Origin of the sequence: Marinactinospora thermotolerans DSM 45154 (assembly GCF_900167435.1) — a bacterium.
GTDB lineage: Bacteria > Actinomycetota > Actinomycetes > Streptosporangiales > Streptosporangiaceae > Marinactinospora > Marinactinospora thermotolerans.
This window is the reverse complement of sequence record NZ_FUWS01000011.1, coordinates 1-13,492: the sequence shown is the minus strand read 5'-3', so window position 1 is coordinate 13,492 and position 13,492 is coordinate 1. Positions and strand designations below refer to the sequence as shown.

13 protein-coding genes are annotated in these 13,492 nt (G+C 72.2%); 5 read left to right on the top strand and 8 right to left on the bottom strand.

From position 1 onward, the window contains the following. Positions 1–499 precede the first annotated feature (499 nt). Genes B5D66_RS18750 through B5D66_RS18740 form a run of 3 tightly spaced genes read right to left on the bottom strand, consistent with a single transcriptional unit; the run spans position 500 to position 2,609 of the window. A complete protein-coding gene (locus B5D66_RS18750; RefSeq protein ID WP_078763088.1) occupies positions 500–700 on the bottom strand; it encodes a ferredoxin in 201 nt (66 codons plus the stop codon). Beyond that, positions 697–1,401: a TetR/AcrR family transcriptional regulator gene (locus B5D66_RS18745; protein ID WP_078763087.1), complete on the bottom strand. Its 705-nt coding sequence runs from the start codon at positions 1,399–1,401 to the stop codon at positions 697–699. Before B5D66_RS18745 ends, B5D66_RS18750 begins: the two co-directional genes overlap by 4 nt. Then, entirely contained in the window at positions 1,395–2,609 is a 1,215-nt protein-coding gene (locus tag B5D66_RS18740) for a cytochrome P450 (protein ID WP_078763086.1), read from the bottom strand. Before B5D66_RS18740 ends, B5D66_RS18745 begins: the two co-directional genes overlap by 7 nt. 426 nt (positions 2,610–3,035) lie before the next feature. Between B5D66_RS18740 and B5D66_RS18735 the strand changes: the two genes are divergently transcribed. The 3 genes from B5D66_RS18735 (at position 3,036) to B5D66_RS18725 (ending at position 5,531) form a co-directional block, all read left to right on the top strand. Next, on the top strand, positions 3,036–4,361 hold the full coding sequence (locus B5D66_RS18735) for an MFS transporter (protein ID WP_235001111.1): 1,326 nt from the start codon (positions 3,036–3,038) through the stop codon (positions 4,359–4,361). A 209-nt stretch (positions 4,362–4,570) separates the two neighbouring features. After that, positions 4,571–4,999: an MFS transporter gene (locus B5D66_RS18730; protein WP_078763084.1), complete on the top strand. Its 429-nt coding sequence runs from the start codon at positions 4,571–4,573 to the stop codon at positions 4,997–4,999. A 115-nt stretch (positions 5,000–5,114) separates the two neighbouring features. Further along, positions 5,115–5,531, top strand: coding sequence for a DUF6924 domain-containing protein (locus B5D66_RS18725; RefSeq protein WP_078763083.1), 417 nt, complete (start codon positions 5,115–5,117; stop codon positions 5,529–5,531). Positions 5,532–5,609: 78 nt separating this feature from the next. Here B5D66_RS18725 and B5D66_RS18720 read toward each other — a convergent pair whose 3' ends face one another. Continuing rightward, on the bottom strand, positions 5,610–6,689 hold the full coding sequence (locus B5D66_RS18720; protein WP_078763082.1) for a maleylacetate reductase: 1,080 nt from the start codon (positions 6,687–6,689) through the stop codon (positions 5,610–5,612). Between the two features lie 181 nt (positions 6,690–6,870). Next, positions 6,871–7,659 carry an MBL fold metallo-hydrolase gene (locus B5D66_RS18715; RefSeq protein ID WP_078763081.1) on the bottom strand — a complete coding sequence of 263 codons (789 nt, stop codon included), beginning with the start codon at positions 7,657–7,659 and terminating at the stop codon, positions 6,871–6,873. A gap of 90 nt (positions 7,660–7,749) precedes the next feature. Here B5D66_RS18715 and B5D66_RS18710 point away from each other — a divergent pair, with 90 nt between their 5' ends. Further along, positions 7,750–8,358 carry a CGNR zinc finger domain-containing protein gene (locus B5D66_RS18710; protein ID WP_078763299.1) on the top strand — a complete coding sequence of 203 codons (609 nt, stop codon included), beginning with the start codon at positions 7,750–7,752 and terminating at the stop codon, positions 8,356–8,358. A gap of 314 nt (positions 8,359–8,672) precedes the next feature. On the opposite strand, the gene B5D66_RS18705 is transcribed toward B5D66_RS18710, so the two are convergent. Next, on the bottom strand, positions 8,673–9,332 hold the full coding sequence (locus B5D66_RS18705) for a TetR/AcrR family transcriptional regulator (protein WP_078763080.1): 660 nt from the start codon (positions 9,330–9,332) through the stop codon (positions 8,673–8,675). A 98-nt stretch (positions 9,333–9,430) separates the two neighbouring features. On the opposite strand from B5D66_RS18705, the gene B5D66_RS18700 reads away from it, so the two are divergent. Beyond that, entirely contained in the window at positions 9,431–10,630 is a 1,200-nt protein-coding gene (locus tag B5D66_RS18700; RefSeq protein WP_078763079.1) for a DUF418 domain-containing protein, read from the top strand. Positions 10,631–10,928: 298 nt separating this feature from the next. On the opposite strand, the gene B5D66_RS18695 is transcribed toward B5D66_RS18700, so the two are convergent. Then, positions 10,929–11,753: a methyltransferase domain-containing protein gene (locus B5D66_RS18695; protein ID WP_078763078.1), complete on the bottom strand. Its 825-nt coding sequence runs from the start codon at positions 11,751–11,753 to the stop codon at positions 10,929–10,931. Positions 11,754–12,401: 648 nt separating this feature from the next. Continuing rightward, positions 12,402–13,492, bottom strand: a 1,091-nt coding sequence (locus tag B5D66_RS18690) for a beta-ketoacyl reductase (RefSeq protein ID WP_144390200.1), incomplete at its 5' end; no start/stop codon positions are given.

Genomic DNA, 13,492 nt, shown 5'->3' with positions numbered 1-13,492 from the left:
ACGCCCGCGAGGGGCCGGGTCCCCAATAGCGCAGGCGTGCCACACGGGCATGTTCCCGCCGGACACGGCCCGGCTTCCACCCGGTGGCGGGCGACGAAGCGGCCGACCGCCGGCTCCCTCATGGCGTTCTCCACGTCGACGCCGAGGACGCCGGCGACCTTGGAGCCCGGTATCGGACCGATCGGTCCATCCCGGTGGAACACCGGCGCGTGGGACCGTGGGCGCCGAGGACGACGCGGGCGGTGATCCACCCGGTGACGCCGGCCCGGTCTCCCCAATGCACCGGCCTCCCCGGCGCGGCGCGCCACCGGGGACTCGCCTGGACGCGGCCGGCTCCGCTCGGCCTTAGCGGACCCTCACGGAGGGACCGGCCGTGGGACGGGGGCTTCCCCGGCTCCCGGGACGGCGCGGGAACCGCTGTGGCCGCCACACCGCCGCGCCGCCACGCTGGTCGGGCCGGCGATCGAGGCCCCGGCCCCGGGCACTCGGGAGGTACGGCTCACCCGTCCTCGCTCACCGCGATCGCCGCCCCCGGGCACACCTCGGCCGCCTCCCGCACGATGGCGTGCAGGGACGGCGCGGGTTCGGCGTCGAGCAGGACGACGATCCCGTCCTCGTCACGCTGGTCGAACACCTCGGGGGCGAGCAGGACGCACTGGCCCGCACCACAGCACCGGTCCTCATCGACGGTGACCCTCATGCCGGTTCCTCCTTCGTCGTCGTGCGCGGGTCCCGGATCCCGCCGTCCGGCCCGGTGATGGGGGCGGTCCACAGACCGACGAGGGCGTCGACCAGCCCCGCGGCGGTCATGGCCCAGCCGTCCCGGCCGGCGGCGCCCCCTTCGGCGAGCGCCAGCTCCCGTTCCGCGCACATGTGCACCATCAGGAGCCGGGCCATGTCCCCGCGCTCGGCGCGCACGCGCGCCGGCATGCCGGGAAGGCAGCGGTCGAACCCGCGTATGGCCTCGATCAACGACGGGGAGCGGAAGGTCTCCTCGTACATGATCGAGCGCGACGCCGGATCGGCCGTCATCTGGGCACTGAAACGGGCGAACCAGGTGGGAGGCCCCAGTTCGGCGAGGTGATCGGTGGCCGGGTGCACCAGGCAGGTCGCCCAGGCGCGCACGTCGGTGGAGTCCCGCACCTGGCCGACCATGGCCGTGCGCAGCTGTTCGATGCGTTCGCTGTGTCTGCGCACGATGGCGCGGAGCAGGTCGGCCTTGGTACCGAAGTGGTAGCCCACCGCCGTGTTGTTGCCCTGGCCCGCGGCCTCGCTGATCTGGCGGTTGGAGACCGCGAACAGCCCGTGCTCGGCGAACAGCCGTTCCGCCGTGGTCAGGATGAGTTCGCGGGTCGCCGCGGAGCGCTCGCCCCGTGATCGGGTCCCGCCGGCCCTCACCATCGGACCGGGACCGCCCGCAGTCCCCCGACGACGAGCCCGTCGACCCGCTCCAGCTTCTCGGGCGCCACCGCCAGTTCCAGGGTGGGCAGCCGGTCGAGCAGGACCTCAAGAACGGTCTGCAACTCGGTGCGGGCCAGGGCCTGGCCGAGGCAGGAGTGGGCGCCGGTGCCGAAGGCCAGGTGCGGGTTGGGGGAGCGTTCGAGGACCATCTCATCGGCGTGCTCGAACGCCTCTTCGTCGCGGTTGGCGGCGGCCATGCTGCACATGACGGTGGTGCCGCGCGGGATGACGGCGCCCCCCACCTCGACGTCCTCGGTGATGTAGCGGGGCAGGCCGATCCCGGAGTTGGCGTCGTAGCGCAGGGTCTCCTCGACGGCCACGCGCACCAAAGAGCGGTCGGCGAGCAGCCGCTCCCAGCGGGTGCGGTCGGCCAGGAGCATGGCGACCATCTTGCCGATCATGTTGGCGGTGGTCTCGTGTCCGGCGACCAGGAGCCCGAGACCGGTGGCGATCAGCGTGGTCTCGTCGAGTCCCTTCCCGTCGGGTCCCGTCTCGGTGAGCAGGCTGCTGAGCAGGTCGTCGCCGGGATCGGCGCGTCTGGCCGCGACCTGACGGCTCATGTAGCCGAAGAACTCGACCTGGGCCTCCGTGATCTCCTGGTCGCTGTAGCGGGTCAGGTTGAGCAGGGTGTCGGACCAGTGGGAGAACCGGTCCCGGTCGGACTCGGGGACGCCGAGCAGGTCGCAGATGACCCACACGGGCAGCGGAAAGCCGAGGGAGGCCCTGAGGTCGGCCGGCCGACCGTCGTCGACCATCGCGTCGATGAGCTGCTCCGCCATGGCGGCGATGCCGGGGCGCAGAGCGGCGATGCGTTTGGCGGTGAACCACCTGCCGACCATGCGGCGCCAGCGCTGGTGGTCTTCGCCGTCCTGGGGGATCGCCTGGGACATGGGGCTGCTGAACACGCCGCCGGACTCGTTGGCCGCGACGCGGGCGCCGCCCGCCGCGCCGAGGTCGCGGGTGAACCGGGGATCGGCCAGGACCTGCTTGACGTCGGAGTAGCGGGTGAGGAGGGCGGCCTGGTCACCGCTGGGCAGGCGGATCGGGGCGACCGGGCAGCGACCGCGCAACTCCGCCCACTCCGCCGGTGGCTCCAGGGCCTCATCACTGGGGATGGGGTAGGCCAGTGGCTCAACGTGCCGCTCCATGCCGCGCCTCACTATCCGTCACTGGGATGTGCGGTTTCAGTCAACATGGGCCGCCTTATTCAGTCAAGCGACTGACTTAAATGTCGCGAATTCAGCTCCGAGTACCGTTTCCACCCATTTTTCCCTGTCACACCACGGCATCCGGCACCACCACGACGAACCGGTCCCTACTCGCTCTCGCGGAAGAAGATCCGAAATCTCCGAAGATCTACAGGGCGTTCAACGTTGAGTCATCACCCTTTGTCACCGAAGATACTTTTTCCGTTAAGGCGCGATGATAAATTCAATCAAGTGACTGAATTGAACGGCGTGCACCGTCCCGCTCACTCCTCCGGCGCACCCACGGCGCGGGCGGACAACCCCCCGTCTTCGAGCCCCAGGACCGTCATCGCGGTGCTGGCCTTCACCGGAATCGTCGTCTCGCTGATGCAGACCCTGATCGTCCCGCTGGTCCCCCTCCTGCCCCGTCTCCTCGACACCACGGCGGCGGGGGCCTCCTGGGCGGTGACCGCCACGCTCCTGGCCGCGGCCGTCGCGACCCCCGTCATGGGCCGCCTGGGCGACATGTACGGCAAACGACGGATGCTCCTCGTCAGTGTCGCCTTGCTGGTGGCCGGCTCGGTCGTCGGGGCGTTGAGCGACAGCCTGGCGCCGATGGTGGTCGCGCGGACCCTCCAGGGATTGGCGTCCGGCGTCATCCCGCTCGGGATCAGCATCATGCGCGACGCGCTCCCCGCCGAGCGGCTCGGTTCGGCGACCGCCACGATGAGCGCCTCTCTCGGCGTGGGTGGGGCGCTGGGCCTGCCGGCGGCGGCGCTGCTGGCCGAGCGCACCGACTGGCACGCCCTGTTCTGGGTCTCGGCGCTCTTCGGTGTGATCGCCCTGGTTCTGGTGCGCGTCCTCGTGCCCGAGTCAGCGACGCGCACCGGGGGACGGTTCGACCTGGTCGGCGCCGTCGGGCTGTCGGCCGCGCTGGTGTGCCTGCTCCTGGTGATCTCCAAGGGCGCGGACTGGGGGTGGACGAGCGGCCCCGCCCTCGGCCTGGCCGCGACCGGCGCCGTGGTCCTGTTCCTGTGGGCGCTGTGGGAGCTGCGCGTCCCGCGTCCGCTGGTCGACCTGCGCACGACCGTCCGCCGCCAGGTGCTGCTGACCAACGCGGCGTCGATGGTGTTCGGCTTCTCGATGTTCGCGATGTCACTGGTTTTGCCCCAGTTGCTGCAACTGCCGACCGCCACCGGTTACGGGCTGGGGCAGGGCCTGTTCGCCGTCGGCCTGGTCATGGCCCCCTCGGGCCTGGTGATGATGGCCATGGCTCCGGCGTCCGCGCGGATCACCCGGGCGCACGGCCCCAGGACGACCCTGATGGTGGGGGCCGGCGTGGTCGCCCTCGGCTACGGCCTCAACATGGTGCTCTTGTCCTCGCTGTGGCACCTGGTGCTGGTCTCCAGCGTCATCGGCGCGGGGATCGGGCTGGCCTACGGGGCGATGCCCGCGCTGATCATGGACGCGGTGCCGGTCACCGAGACGGGGGCCGCCAACAGCCTCAACACGCTGATGCGCTCTGTGGGCACCTCGGTCTCCAGCGCCGTCGTGGGCCTCCTGCTCGTCCGGTTGAGCGCGCCGATGGGCACCGGCACCGTCCCCACTCTGGAGGGGTTTCGCGTGGTGATGGCGCTCGGCGCCACGGCGGCCCTGACCGCCCTGGCCATCGCGGCTTTCATCCCCCGTTATCGCAACGCCCGGACGGCCTGACAGACACCGGACGGCTTCGCGCGTTCGGTCGTCGGGGGAGGACCGGGAGGGCGGCGCGTCTCAGCCGACGATGCGGCGCAGGTCCTCCCGGCAGCGACGGTAGAGGGCGGCCGGGTCCCCCGCGTCCCCCTCGGCGGCGATCCCGCCCCGCCTCTCCCAGCAGGCGCGCCACACGGCCACGACGATCGATCGGGCGGATCTACGACAGGGTGGGACCGCGCCCGCTGGTGATCCCCGGCGCGCTGCTGCTGTGCGGCGGCCAGTGGTGGCTGAGCCGAGTGGACGCCGACACCTCGCTGGACCTCGTGGTGGCCATGCACGTGGTGTTCCGCATCGGCATGGCCATGCCGATGACGCCGCTCATGACGCTGTCGCCGGGGTCGCCGCCGCGTCGCCTCTACGCCCACGGCAGCGCCATCATGAACACCCTCCAGCAGCCGGCCGGCGCCATGGGCACCGCCCTGCTCGTGGCGGCCCTGTCCCTCGGTGCCGCAGTGGCGATGTCGGCCGGCGACGCCCTGGCCACGGCGCAGGTGGCGGGCGCGCAGAAGGCGTTCGTCCTCGGCGGCCGCCTGGGACTCGTCGCCGTGGTGTGCCCGCCGTTCGTGCGGCGCCTCCGCCAGGACGCCACCACCTGATCCGGACGGGCGCGCGGGGCCGGCCGGGAGCCATCCCGGCCGGCCCCGGGCGTCGTCCCGCTGTCAGCGGGCTGCGCGAGGATGAGGCGATCCCCACCCCAGGAGGCCGGAACCGATGCCCGAGTTGCCCCAGACCGAGGTGCCGATCGTGGTCCGCACCGACTACTCCGACCAGGCCGGTTGGCGGGCGCTGAGAACAGCGATCGAGGCGACGGTGCCCGAGGACGAGGGCTCCTACGTCTTCGTCGAGGATCCGCTCCGGTGGGACCTCCCCGAGCAGCGCCTGCTCGACCTCCTCCCCGCGCGGGAGGAGGACCCCACGTTCCTCCTGGTCGCCGACCGGCAGGCGGTTCACGGAGAGGAGCCCACCCTCCTCGTCGTCGACCTCTTCCCGGAGAACCACGGCGCGGCCTTTCGAGCGGTCCTGCCCGAGGTGTGGCTGATCGCCGTCAACCTCTTCCTCGCCAACATGGACTTCGAGGACTTCGCCGACGCCGTGGGACCCGACGGCGTGTTCCGCGGTTTCGACTGACCTCGCGTCCCCGCCCGCACCCCATCGGCTCCTCCTCGGCGACAGCGGGAACCGTGCCCCGTTCGCGACCCCTGCGGCCTACCACGCCCCGTTGAGCAGATCGGTGACCTCCTCGACGGTCAACGCCCGGGGGTTGGGGTAGGGCGCGGCCACCACCCGCTCGGCGACGTCGCGGAGGCGCCCGCGGGCAACGCCGAGGTCGGCCAGGCTGGTCGGCCCCTCGTAGCCTTGGGCGAGCCCACGGACCACGGCGACCGGGTCGGGCCCGGCCACCCGGGACAGCCGCTCCCCGGCCGCCGGAGCGGCCGGCAGGTTGACCGCCATCACGTGCGCCAGCAGCATCGTGTGCAGTTCGGCGTGGGGAAGGTCGAAGGTACCGCCGAGGACATGTGCGAGCTGGTGGTGCAGGCCCATACGGGTCTGGGCCAGGCACACCCCGGCGAGCCAGGCGGCGGACTGCAACCGCCCACGCGCTCCGGGATCGCGCGGCGCGGCGAGGACCTCGGGCAGCGCGGTGAGGATGCCTCCGACGGCCTCCGTGGCGAGCGCGTCGGTGTAGCGGGTCGCATCGGGGGCCCACAGGGCCTCGACGGCGTGGGCGAGCGCGTTCATCGCGCTGGTCCTGGTCAACCCCGGTGGCATCGCCAGGGTGAGGTCGGGGTCGTAGACGACCGTGCCCGGGGCCAGGGCGGGGTCGCGGCGCGTGGTCTTGCGCCCGTCCTCGGTCTCGCCCAGGACCGGCGTCACCTCGGACCCGGCGTAGGTGGTCGGTACGGCGACCTGCGGCGCCCCGATCCGCGCCGACACCGCCTTGCCCAACCCGATCGCCGACCCGCCACCGATGGCGACCACGCAGTCCACGGCCGCGGCCTCGGCGGTCGCCACGGTCTTCGCCGTCACGGCCACCGGCGTGTGGGGGACCGGCCGGTCGAAGCGCGACGCCAGCCGCTCTCCCAGCCCCTCCGCGACCCGATCGGCGGCCGCGGCCGCGGAGGGTGTCGCGACGAGCAGGACCCGCCGCGCGCCCAGCCGCGCGGCCTCGTCGGCGACCCGGCCGCACGCGCCCCTGCCGATCAGGACACGGGCCGCGAGGGTCTGGTGGACGGCGACGGACTCCCCCTCCGTCGGCTCCGGTCCCCTCGCGGTGGTGGCGCCCATCGGCCGTCCCCCTCGTCTCGTCGCGTGCCGCGACCCGTCCGACGTCCCCGGCCGGGGCCGCGACACCACCGTAGGGGACGCGGCCGGCGCGGGGGTGACGCCCCACGGCCGGGGCGGCCGGCGGCGTCCGTCCGGCGGCTGTTGTCGTCTCCCACGGACGATGGGCGGCGGGGTGGTGGAGTCAGGCGCCCTGGACCCAGTCCCGGTCCAGCCGGTCGGTCAGGCCGGCGGCGGTGAAGGCCGCCTCCAGCTCGCCGCGCCCCTCGGTGAAGTGGGCCCAGCTGTCGTGGTGGACGGGGACGACACGGCGGGCGTCGAGGAGCCGGGTGGCCTCGGCGGCCTGGGCGCTGTCCAAGACGAGCGGCGCACCGTCGAAGAGCATGGGGAAGCGGGGGGCTCCGGCGAAGAGGATCGCGGTGTCCACCGGGGCGAAGCGCCCGGCGATCTCCCTGACCGCGTCGAGGGAGGCGTTGTCACCGCTGACGTAGACGGTCGGTAGGCCGTCCCCGGTCAGGACGAAGCCGACGACCTGGCCGGTGAACGGTTCGACCTCCTCGCGCGGGCCCGGGCCGTGGATCGCGGGGACGCCGGTGACGGTGACCGTGCCGCCGCCCGGGCGGTCCAGTTCGACCGATTCCCAGTCGGCCAGGCCCCTGGCCCCGCCGCCGAGGCGCTGACCACCGCCGGGGGTGGTGAGGGTGAGGGGGACCTCGGTGAGCAGGGCGCGGCCGGAGGTGTCGAGGTTGTCGGCGTGCTCATCGTGGGAGAGCAGGACCACGTCGATGGGGCCGAGGTCGGCGGGGGTGGCGCTGGCGGGGGCGGTCTTGGTCAGGAGCGGACCCGGCTGGGGGTAGTCACCGGGGGCGTCGAAGGTGGGGTCGGTCAGGAAACGGAGACCGCCGTACTCGAAGAGGGCCGTGGGACCTCCGAACGTGCGGACCTGGAACTGTTCGGCGCCGTGTTGGGACATGCTCCTCATTCCTCACGGATTATCTGTAAGTTTTCCGTGAGGAAGGTTAGGCAGATGTCATGGAAAAACGCAAGCGTTACCATGATGCGCATGGAAGAGGCCACGGTCACCGACAGCACGCCGACCACTCTCCCCCCGGCTCCGGGAGCCGATCGGTACCGCTGCCTGGACTTCGCCGACACCACCGCGACCCTGCCCGCCGGGCAGAACTACGACCTGCTCGCCACCCCCGGGTCCGCCATGCGCTGGCTCGCCGCACACGGCCTGACCCCTCCGGACGTCCGGCTGTACGAGGTGTGCGCACAACGGATGCGAACGCTGCGTGGGCACATACGGGCCCTGTTCGCCTCCCGCGTCGAAGGCGTCACCCCGCCCGAGGAATCCCTGCGGGCCGTCAACGAGGCGATCACCGCCGTTCCCACCGCGCCCCTGCTCGCCTGGGACCCGGCGCGAGGACCGCACCGCGTCCAGGCCCACCCGGCCGACCAGGCCGTCAACCACGCGCTCGCGATCCTCGCCGCCGACGCCGCCGACCTGCTCACCGGACCGGACGCCGACCTGCTCACCGCCTGCGGTTCCACCCCCTGCGACCGTTTCCTCCTGCGCACCCACGGCCGGCGCCACTGGTGTTCCACCCGCTGCGGCGACCGCGCCCGAGCCGCCCGCGCCTACGCGCGCCGCAACCGTCCCCCCTCCTGACGCCGGGCGCCCGCGCGCCCTCACCCTCGTCGAACGGTCGAGAGCATCCCGGCCACCGCCGACCGTCCCGCGCCCCGCTCGGGACAACCCGCGGGAACGTCGCCGCGGGACTCCTCGGCGATCCGGACGTCACGCGGGTGCGAACGGCGAGGAGCCCCGGGAACGCCGTTGACAGCGCGCCGGCGGCCAGTGCCCCGGCCGCGTCCGTGTAGCCCGCACGGGCCGCCTCCCGCAGGACTGCCGCGATCCTGGAGAGCGGGCTCGTCGAGGGGTACGCCCTTACCGGTCGAGGGCGGGGAGAGCGACGGGCAGCGTCACCCCGCGGGTCTCCCCCGTCCCCCGGTATCGCATCCGGCGTCGTGGCCGAGCGCGGGGAGGATCGCCTGGTCGACGATCGCGGCGATGTAGGCGTCGTCGGGAAGCTTCGCCTCGTCGACGCCGTACTTGATCATCAGGGCCTCGCCGATGTCGAGGACGACGGGGGTGAGCCGGGCGGGGTCGACCTTTCCCCGCTCGGCGTAGTGGTACAGGACGGTGCGGGTGAAGCGGCCCCCGCGCGGTTCGAACACCTCGCCATAGAGCCGTTCGCGCAGTTCGGGGTTGCGCTGCGCCTCAGCGAGGATGGCGGTCACCACCGCGCCGTAGAAGGGCTGCATGAACTTGTCGCGCATGAGGGTGAGCGCGGCGATGAGGTCACCGCGCAGATCATCGGCCATCGGCGACGGCTCCTCCACCGGGAGGACGTGGTAGAGCGCGTCGAGGACGATCTCCTCCGGGGATGACCAGCGCCGGTACAGCGAGGTCTTGGCGGTCCCGGCCCGACGCGCGATGCCCTCCATGCCGATCCGCCCCAGTCCCTGCTCGGCGGTCTCCTCCAGGGCAGCCTGATGGATGGCCGCGATCAGCTCCTTACCACGACGGCGCCGCGCCGGCTCGGGTCTCTCCGTGGCCTGTGTCCGGTTCCGGTCAGACATACCCACCCATTTTCTTAGATACGGCTCCGTATCCTATATTCCTCTTATTAGATACGTCAGCGTATCTATCTCGACTCACCCTTGGAGGACGTCCCCCCATGCCCCATACCACCACGCCCCACAGCGGTCCCCCTCCACCCCCGGGCGCTTCCCTCGGCGCACTCCCCACCTCCGAGCGCTCCCTCGCCCCCGACCTGGCCCGGGGCGTCATGCTGCTCATCATCGCCACCGTCCACGCCCACATGTTCCGCGTCGCCACCACCGGAGACGGCTACTCCCTCGACGGCGCGCTCGACATCACCGCCACCGCCGCCATGGCCCTGTTCGGCGAGAACCGGGGCTACCCGATGTTCGCCGCGCTCTTCGGGTACGGCCTGGCCGGGATCTACCTCCGCCGTACCGCGGAGGGCCGCCCCTGGCCCTGGACGCGGGGACTGCTGCGCCGGCGCGGCCGCTGGATGGTGGTCATCGGCGTGGCCCATACGGCCCTGCTGTTCTACGGCGACGTCATCGCGGTCTACGGGCTGCTCGCGCTGTTGTTCGCCTCGGTCCTGCGCTTCTCCGACCGCCGACTGCTCGCGCACGCGTTCGCCTGGATGGCGGCGGGCTCCCTCGGCTACGCCCTGACCGAGAAGGCCTTCTTCGCCGGCATGCAGGAGAGCGGCGACGGGAACGTCTCCGCCCTGCTCGACATGGTGATGCGGTTGATGACGCTGCCGCTCTTCTGGCCGATGATGATCGCGATCTCGGTCTTCCCCTTCTTGATCGGCGTGTGGGCCGCGCGGCGCCGTCTGCTGGAGGATCCACAGCGTCACCGCGCGCTGCTGCGCCGCGTCGCGCTGTGGGGAATCTCCACGGCGGTCGTGGGCGGCGTCCCCCAGGCCCTGATCAACATCGAGTTGTGGGACGTCTCCGTGCCGGCCCAGGTCGCCTTCTTCTGGCTGCACCTGGCCACCGGGTACGCGGGTGGATTCGGCTATGCGGCGCTGATCGCCCTCGTCGCCCTGCGGCTGGGGCAGCGGCGCGGCCCGATCGTCACCGCGCTCGCCGCGACCGGACAGCGTTCGATGACCTGCTACCTGCTCCAGTCGGTGGCGTGGGCCGTGCTGATCCCGCCCTACGCGCTGGGGATCGGGCCCGCGCTCGGCGACGCGGAGGGGGTCGCGCTCGGCGCCGCCGTGTGGCTGGCGACCGTCGTGGCCGCCGACCTCATGCGCCGGGCCGGCTTCCGGCAGGGCCCCGCCGAGTGGTTCCTGCGCCGGATGACCTATGGCCGCCCGGCCGTGTCCCGGAGCTGAACGCCGGCCAGGGGTGCCGCCGCTCTCACCGAGACGGCGGTACCCCGCGTTCATGAGGCGTCGGGGCCGTCCACCCGGGCGCGGTCCCGGTGCCTCTCACCCCGGACGACCCGGGGGCGTCGGTCCCCGCCCGTACGCACGCGACCCGGACGCCCCGCTTCCCGACGGGCCCGCCGAAGCCGGCGATGCGGCACCCGGGCGCGGTCCCGACGTCCTCGTCCCGAGCGGAGCGGAGACCGGGAGAAGGCTCCTCGGCCGAGCCGGCGTCCCGCACCGGCTGGTCCGCGCTCCGGACGGGTCAATGGATCCCCGACTCCGGCTTGTGCGCGATGAAGAGCGCCCAGCCGATCTCCCCGTCCTCGACGGCCGCCTGGACCAGGGCGCAGGAGGACGCGAGCCGCAGGATCCGCTGCCGGTCCACGGGGTCGGCCGTCCGCTCGGCGCGTTCACGCAGGGTCTCGGCCCGGGCCCGGAACCTCCGCACGAGGTCGTCGCCGAGGTCACGGCTGAGGACCGTCTCGAACCCCGCCCTCTCCAAAGCGGTCCGGTACTCCGGCAGGGACGGTCCCCCCGGCCAGCCGAGCCGCTCACAGACGGCCTGCCGGACGGCCGGTGACATCTCCGCGCGGGATTGGACGAAGTCCGTGCAGGCGAGGATGCCCCACGGGCGCAGCACCCGGTAGATCTCGGCCCGGACTCGATCCCCATCGGGCATCCCGCACATCGCGTTGCGGCCCACCACATGGGTGAAGCCTGCCTCGGGGTAGGGGAGCCGGTCGGCCGGGGCCCACCGGAAGTCGATGCCGAGGCGCCGCCGCCGGTGGCACAGGATCTCCCGCGCGAAGTCGACGTACTCCTCGCTGTGGAACACCGCCTCTCCACAGCAGCCGAACCGCTCGGCGAGGTGGACGAGCATGCTCTCGCCGCCGGCGCCGATCTCCAGAACCTCGGAGGACTGGTCGATGGCCGCCTCGGTGGCCAGGAAGTCCGCCGCGCGCTCCGCATCCGTACGGAATTCGTCGTCCTGTATCACGTCGTCAAGGCCCTGGGCATGGTGGACCTCCTCCAGGACCACATCGGTCTCACGGGCTCGAAAAGGAATCTGCAGACTCTGCTCTTTCACGTCCCCGGTTTCCCTTCGAGTCGTGGAGATGGCCGCGGAACGGCCACGGGATCGTCTTCCCCATCCCGGGGGTGGTGACCGAAGAGACGATGGAGCCGATGCCTCCCCGGCTTTCCGGGATCGTCTTCCAGGGTGCTAAACCCCGTCTGAGCGGGCAATGGTGTGCTCTTCTCTTCCGGAGAGGGGTGTGTACCCCACCGGGGAGGGGGCGCAGCGGAGAGGATCCATATGCAACCCTTTGCCCGGTTTGGGAGAAATCCACGGAGCCTAACGGTGATTTCCTCCGGCCTGTCCGGCGAGCACGGCTTTCGTTAAACCCTATGGCGTCCAGAGGGGACAAATAATCCGTTCATCCCGTAGCTGAATCGCTATCACAAATAGCGCGGACGGCGGGTTCCCGCAAGCGGGATGACGACCGCGTCGGTTTTCGGCGCAGCCCCCACGCCACGTCACCGCCCTCTCCCCGCAGACGGCCCCGAGCGGGTCCGCCCTTCACCGGAAAGCGCCCAGCAGCGGAGGAGCGGAGCCCCGTCCTCCCATCTCCCGGGGCCACCACGCCGGTACACGAACGGGACGCCGCCCCGGCTCTCCACCGGTCCGGCGCCCCGTTGCCCGCTGTAGCGTCCGCCTACGGCGTCCCCCGCGTGCTCACAGCCCCTTGTCGATCAGGGCGAAGAGCTCGTCGGCATCCGCCGTCCGGACGTCACCGGCCGCGCCGTCCCCGTCCGCGGATCCTCCCTGCCAGCCGTCCAGCAGCTCCCGGAGCCGGCCGGTGATGGCGGTCCGTCCCTCCTCGTCCCCGGGTACCTGCCGCAGCAGCTCCGCCAGCGCATCCAGGCTCTGGAGGACCTGCGGCGTGACCGGCTCCTTCTCGGGCAGGATCTCCTCGCCGATGTGCTCGGCGATCGCGAGCACGTTGGGGTGGTCGAAGACCAGGGTGGCGGAGAGGCGCAGACCGGTCGCGCGGCCCAGCCGGTTGCGCAGCTCCACCGACGTGAGCGAATCGAACCCCAGCTCGCTGAAATTGCGCTCGGGGTCGATCCGATCCGCCGAGGCGTGCCCCAGCACCGCCGCGGCCTCCCCACGCACCAGCTCCACCAGCACCTGCCCGGCCTCCTCACGGGACAGCCCGGCCAGCCGCTGCTCCAACGACGTCCCGGCCTCCTCGGCGGGCGCCGCGGCCTGCGCGGTCCGCCGAACCGGTGCCCGCACCAACCCGCGCAGGAGCTCGGGGATACCCGCGTCGCGGGTGGCCAGGGTCCGTTCGTCGAACGGCGCCAGGACCACCGACGCCTCCGGGGCGGCCATCGCCGCGTCGAGGAGTTCCATGCCCTGTTCGGCCCTCAGGGGCAGGAATCCCGAGGCGGTGATCCGCTGGAGGTCGGCCTTCTCCAGGCCGGCGGTCATGCCGCCCGTCTCCGGGGACCACAGTCCCCAGGCGAGGGATTGGGCGGGGAGTCCGTGGTCTTGCCGGTGGTGGGCCAGAGCGTCGAGGAAGGCGTTGGCCGCGGCGTAGTTGCCTTGTCCGGCGCCTTCGAGGGTGCCGGCGGTGGAGGAGTACAGGACGAAGGCGGTGAGGTCGTGGTCGAGGGTGGCCTGGTGCAGATACCAAGCCGCATCAGCCTTAGCCGCCAGCACCCGATCGATCCGTTCAGGGGTCAACGAGGTGATCAACCCGTCGTCCAGCACCCCGGCGGTGTGGAACACCGCGGTCAACCCCGACGCGGACGCCGACGCTC

Excerpts from the sequence above, each read along its gene's own strand:
- B5D66_RS18750 (WP_078763088.1), bottom strand. The coding sequence starts at position 700 with ATGAGGGTCACCGTCGATGAGGACCGGTGCTGTGGTGCGGGCCAGTGC.
- B5D66_RS18745 (WP_078763087.1), bottom strand. The coding sequence starts at position 1,401 with ATGGTGAGGGCCGGCGGGACCCGATCACGGGGCGAGCGCTCCGCGGCG.
- B5D66_RS18740 (WP_078763086.1), bottom strand. The coding sequence starts at position 2,609 with ATGGAGCGGCACGTTGAGCCACTGGCCTACCCCATCCCCAGTGATGAG.
- B5D66_RS18735 (WP_235001111.1), top strand. The coding sequence starts at position 3,036 with ATGCAGACCCTGATCGTCCCGCTGGTCCCCCTCCTGCCCCGTCTCCTC.
- B5D66_RS18725 (WP_078763083.1), top strand. The coding sequence starts at position 5,115 with ATGCCCGAGTTGCCCCAGACCGAGGTGCCGATCGTGGTCCGCACCGAC.
- B5D66_RS18720 (WP_078763082.1), bottom strand. The coding sequence starts at position 6,689 with ATGGGCGCCACCACCGCGAGGGGACCGGAGCCGACGGAGGGGGAGTCC.
- B5D66_RS18715 (WP_078763081.1), bottom strand. The coding sequence starts at position 7,659 with ATGTCCCAACACGGCGCCGAACAGTTCCAGGTCCGCACGTTCGGAGGT.
- B5D66_RS18710 (WP_078763299.1), top strand. The coding sequence starts at position 7,750 with ATGGAAGAGGCCACGGTCACCGACAGCACGCCGACCACTCTCCCCCCG.
- B5D66_RS18705 (WP_078763080.1), bottom strand. The coding sequence starts at position 9,332 with ATGTCTGACCGGAACCGGACACAGGCCACGGAGAGACCCGAGCCGGCG.
- B5D66_RS18700 (WP_078763079.1), top strand. The coding sequence starts at position 9,431 with ATGCCCCATACCACCACGCCCCACAGCGGTCCCCCTCCACCCCCGGGC.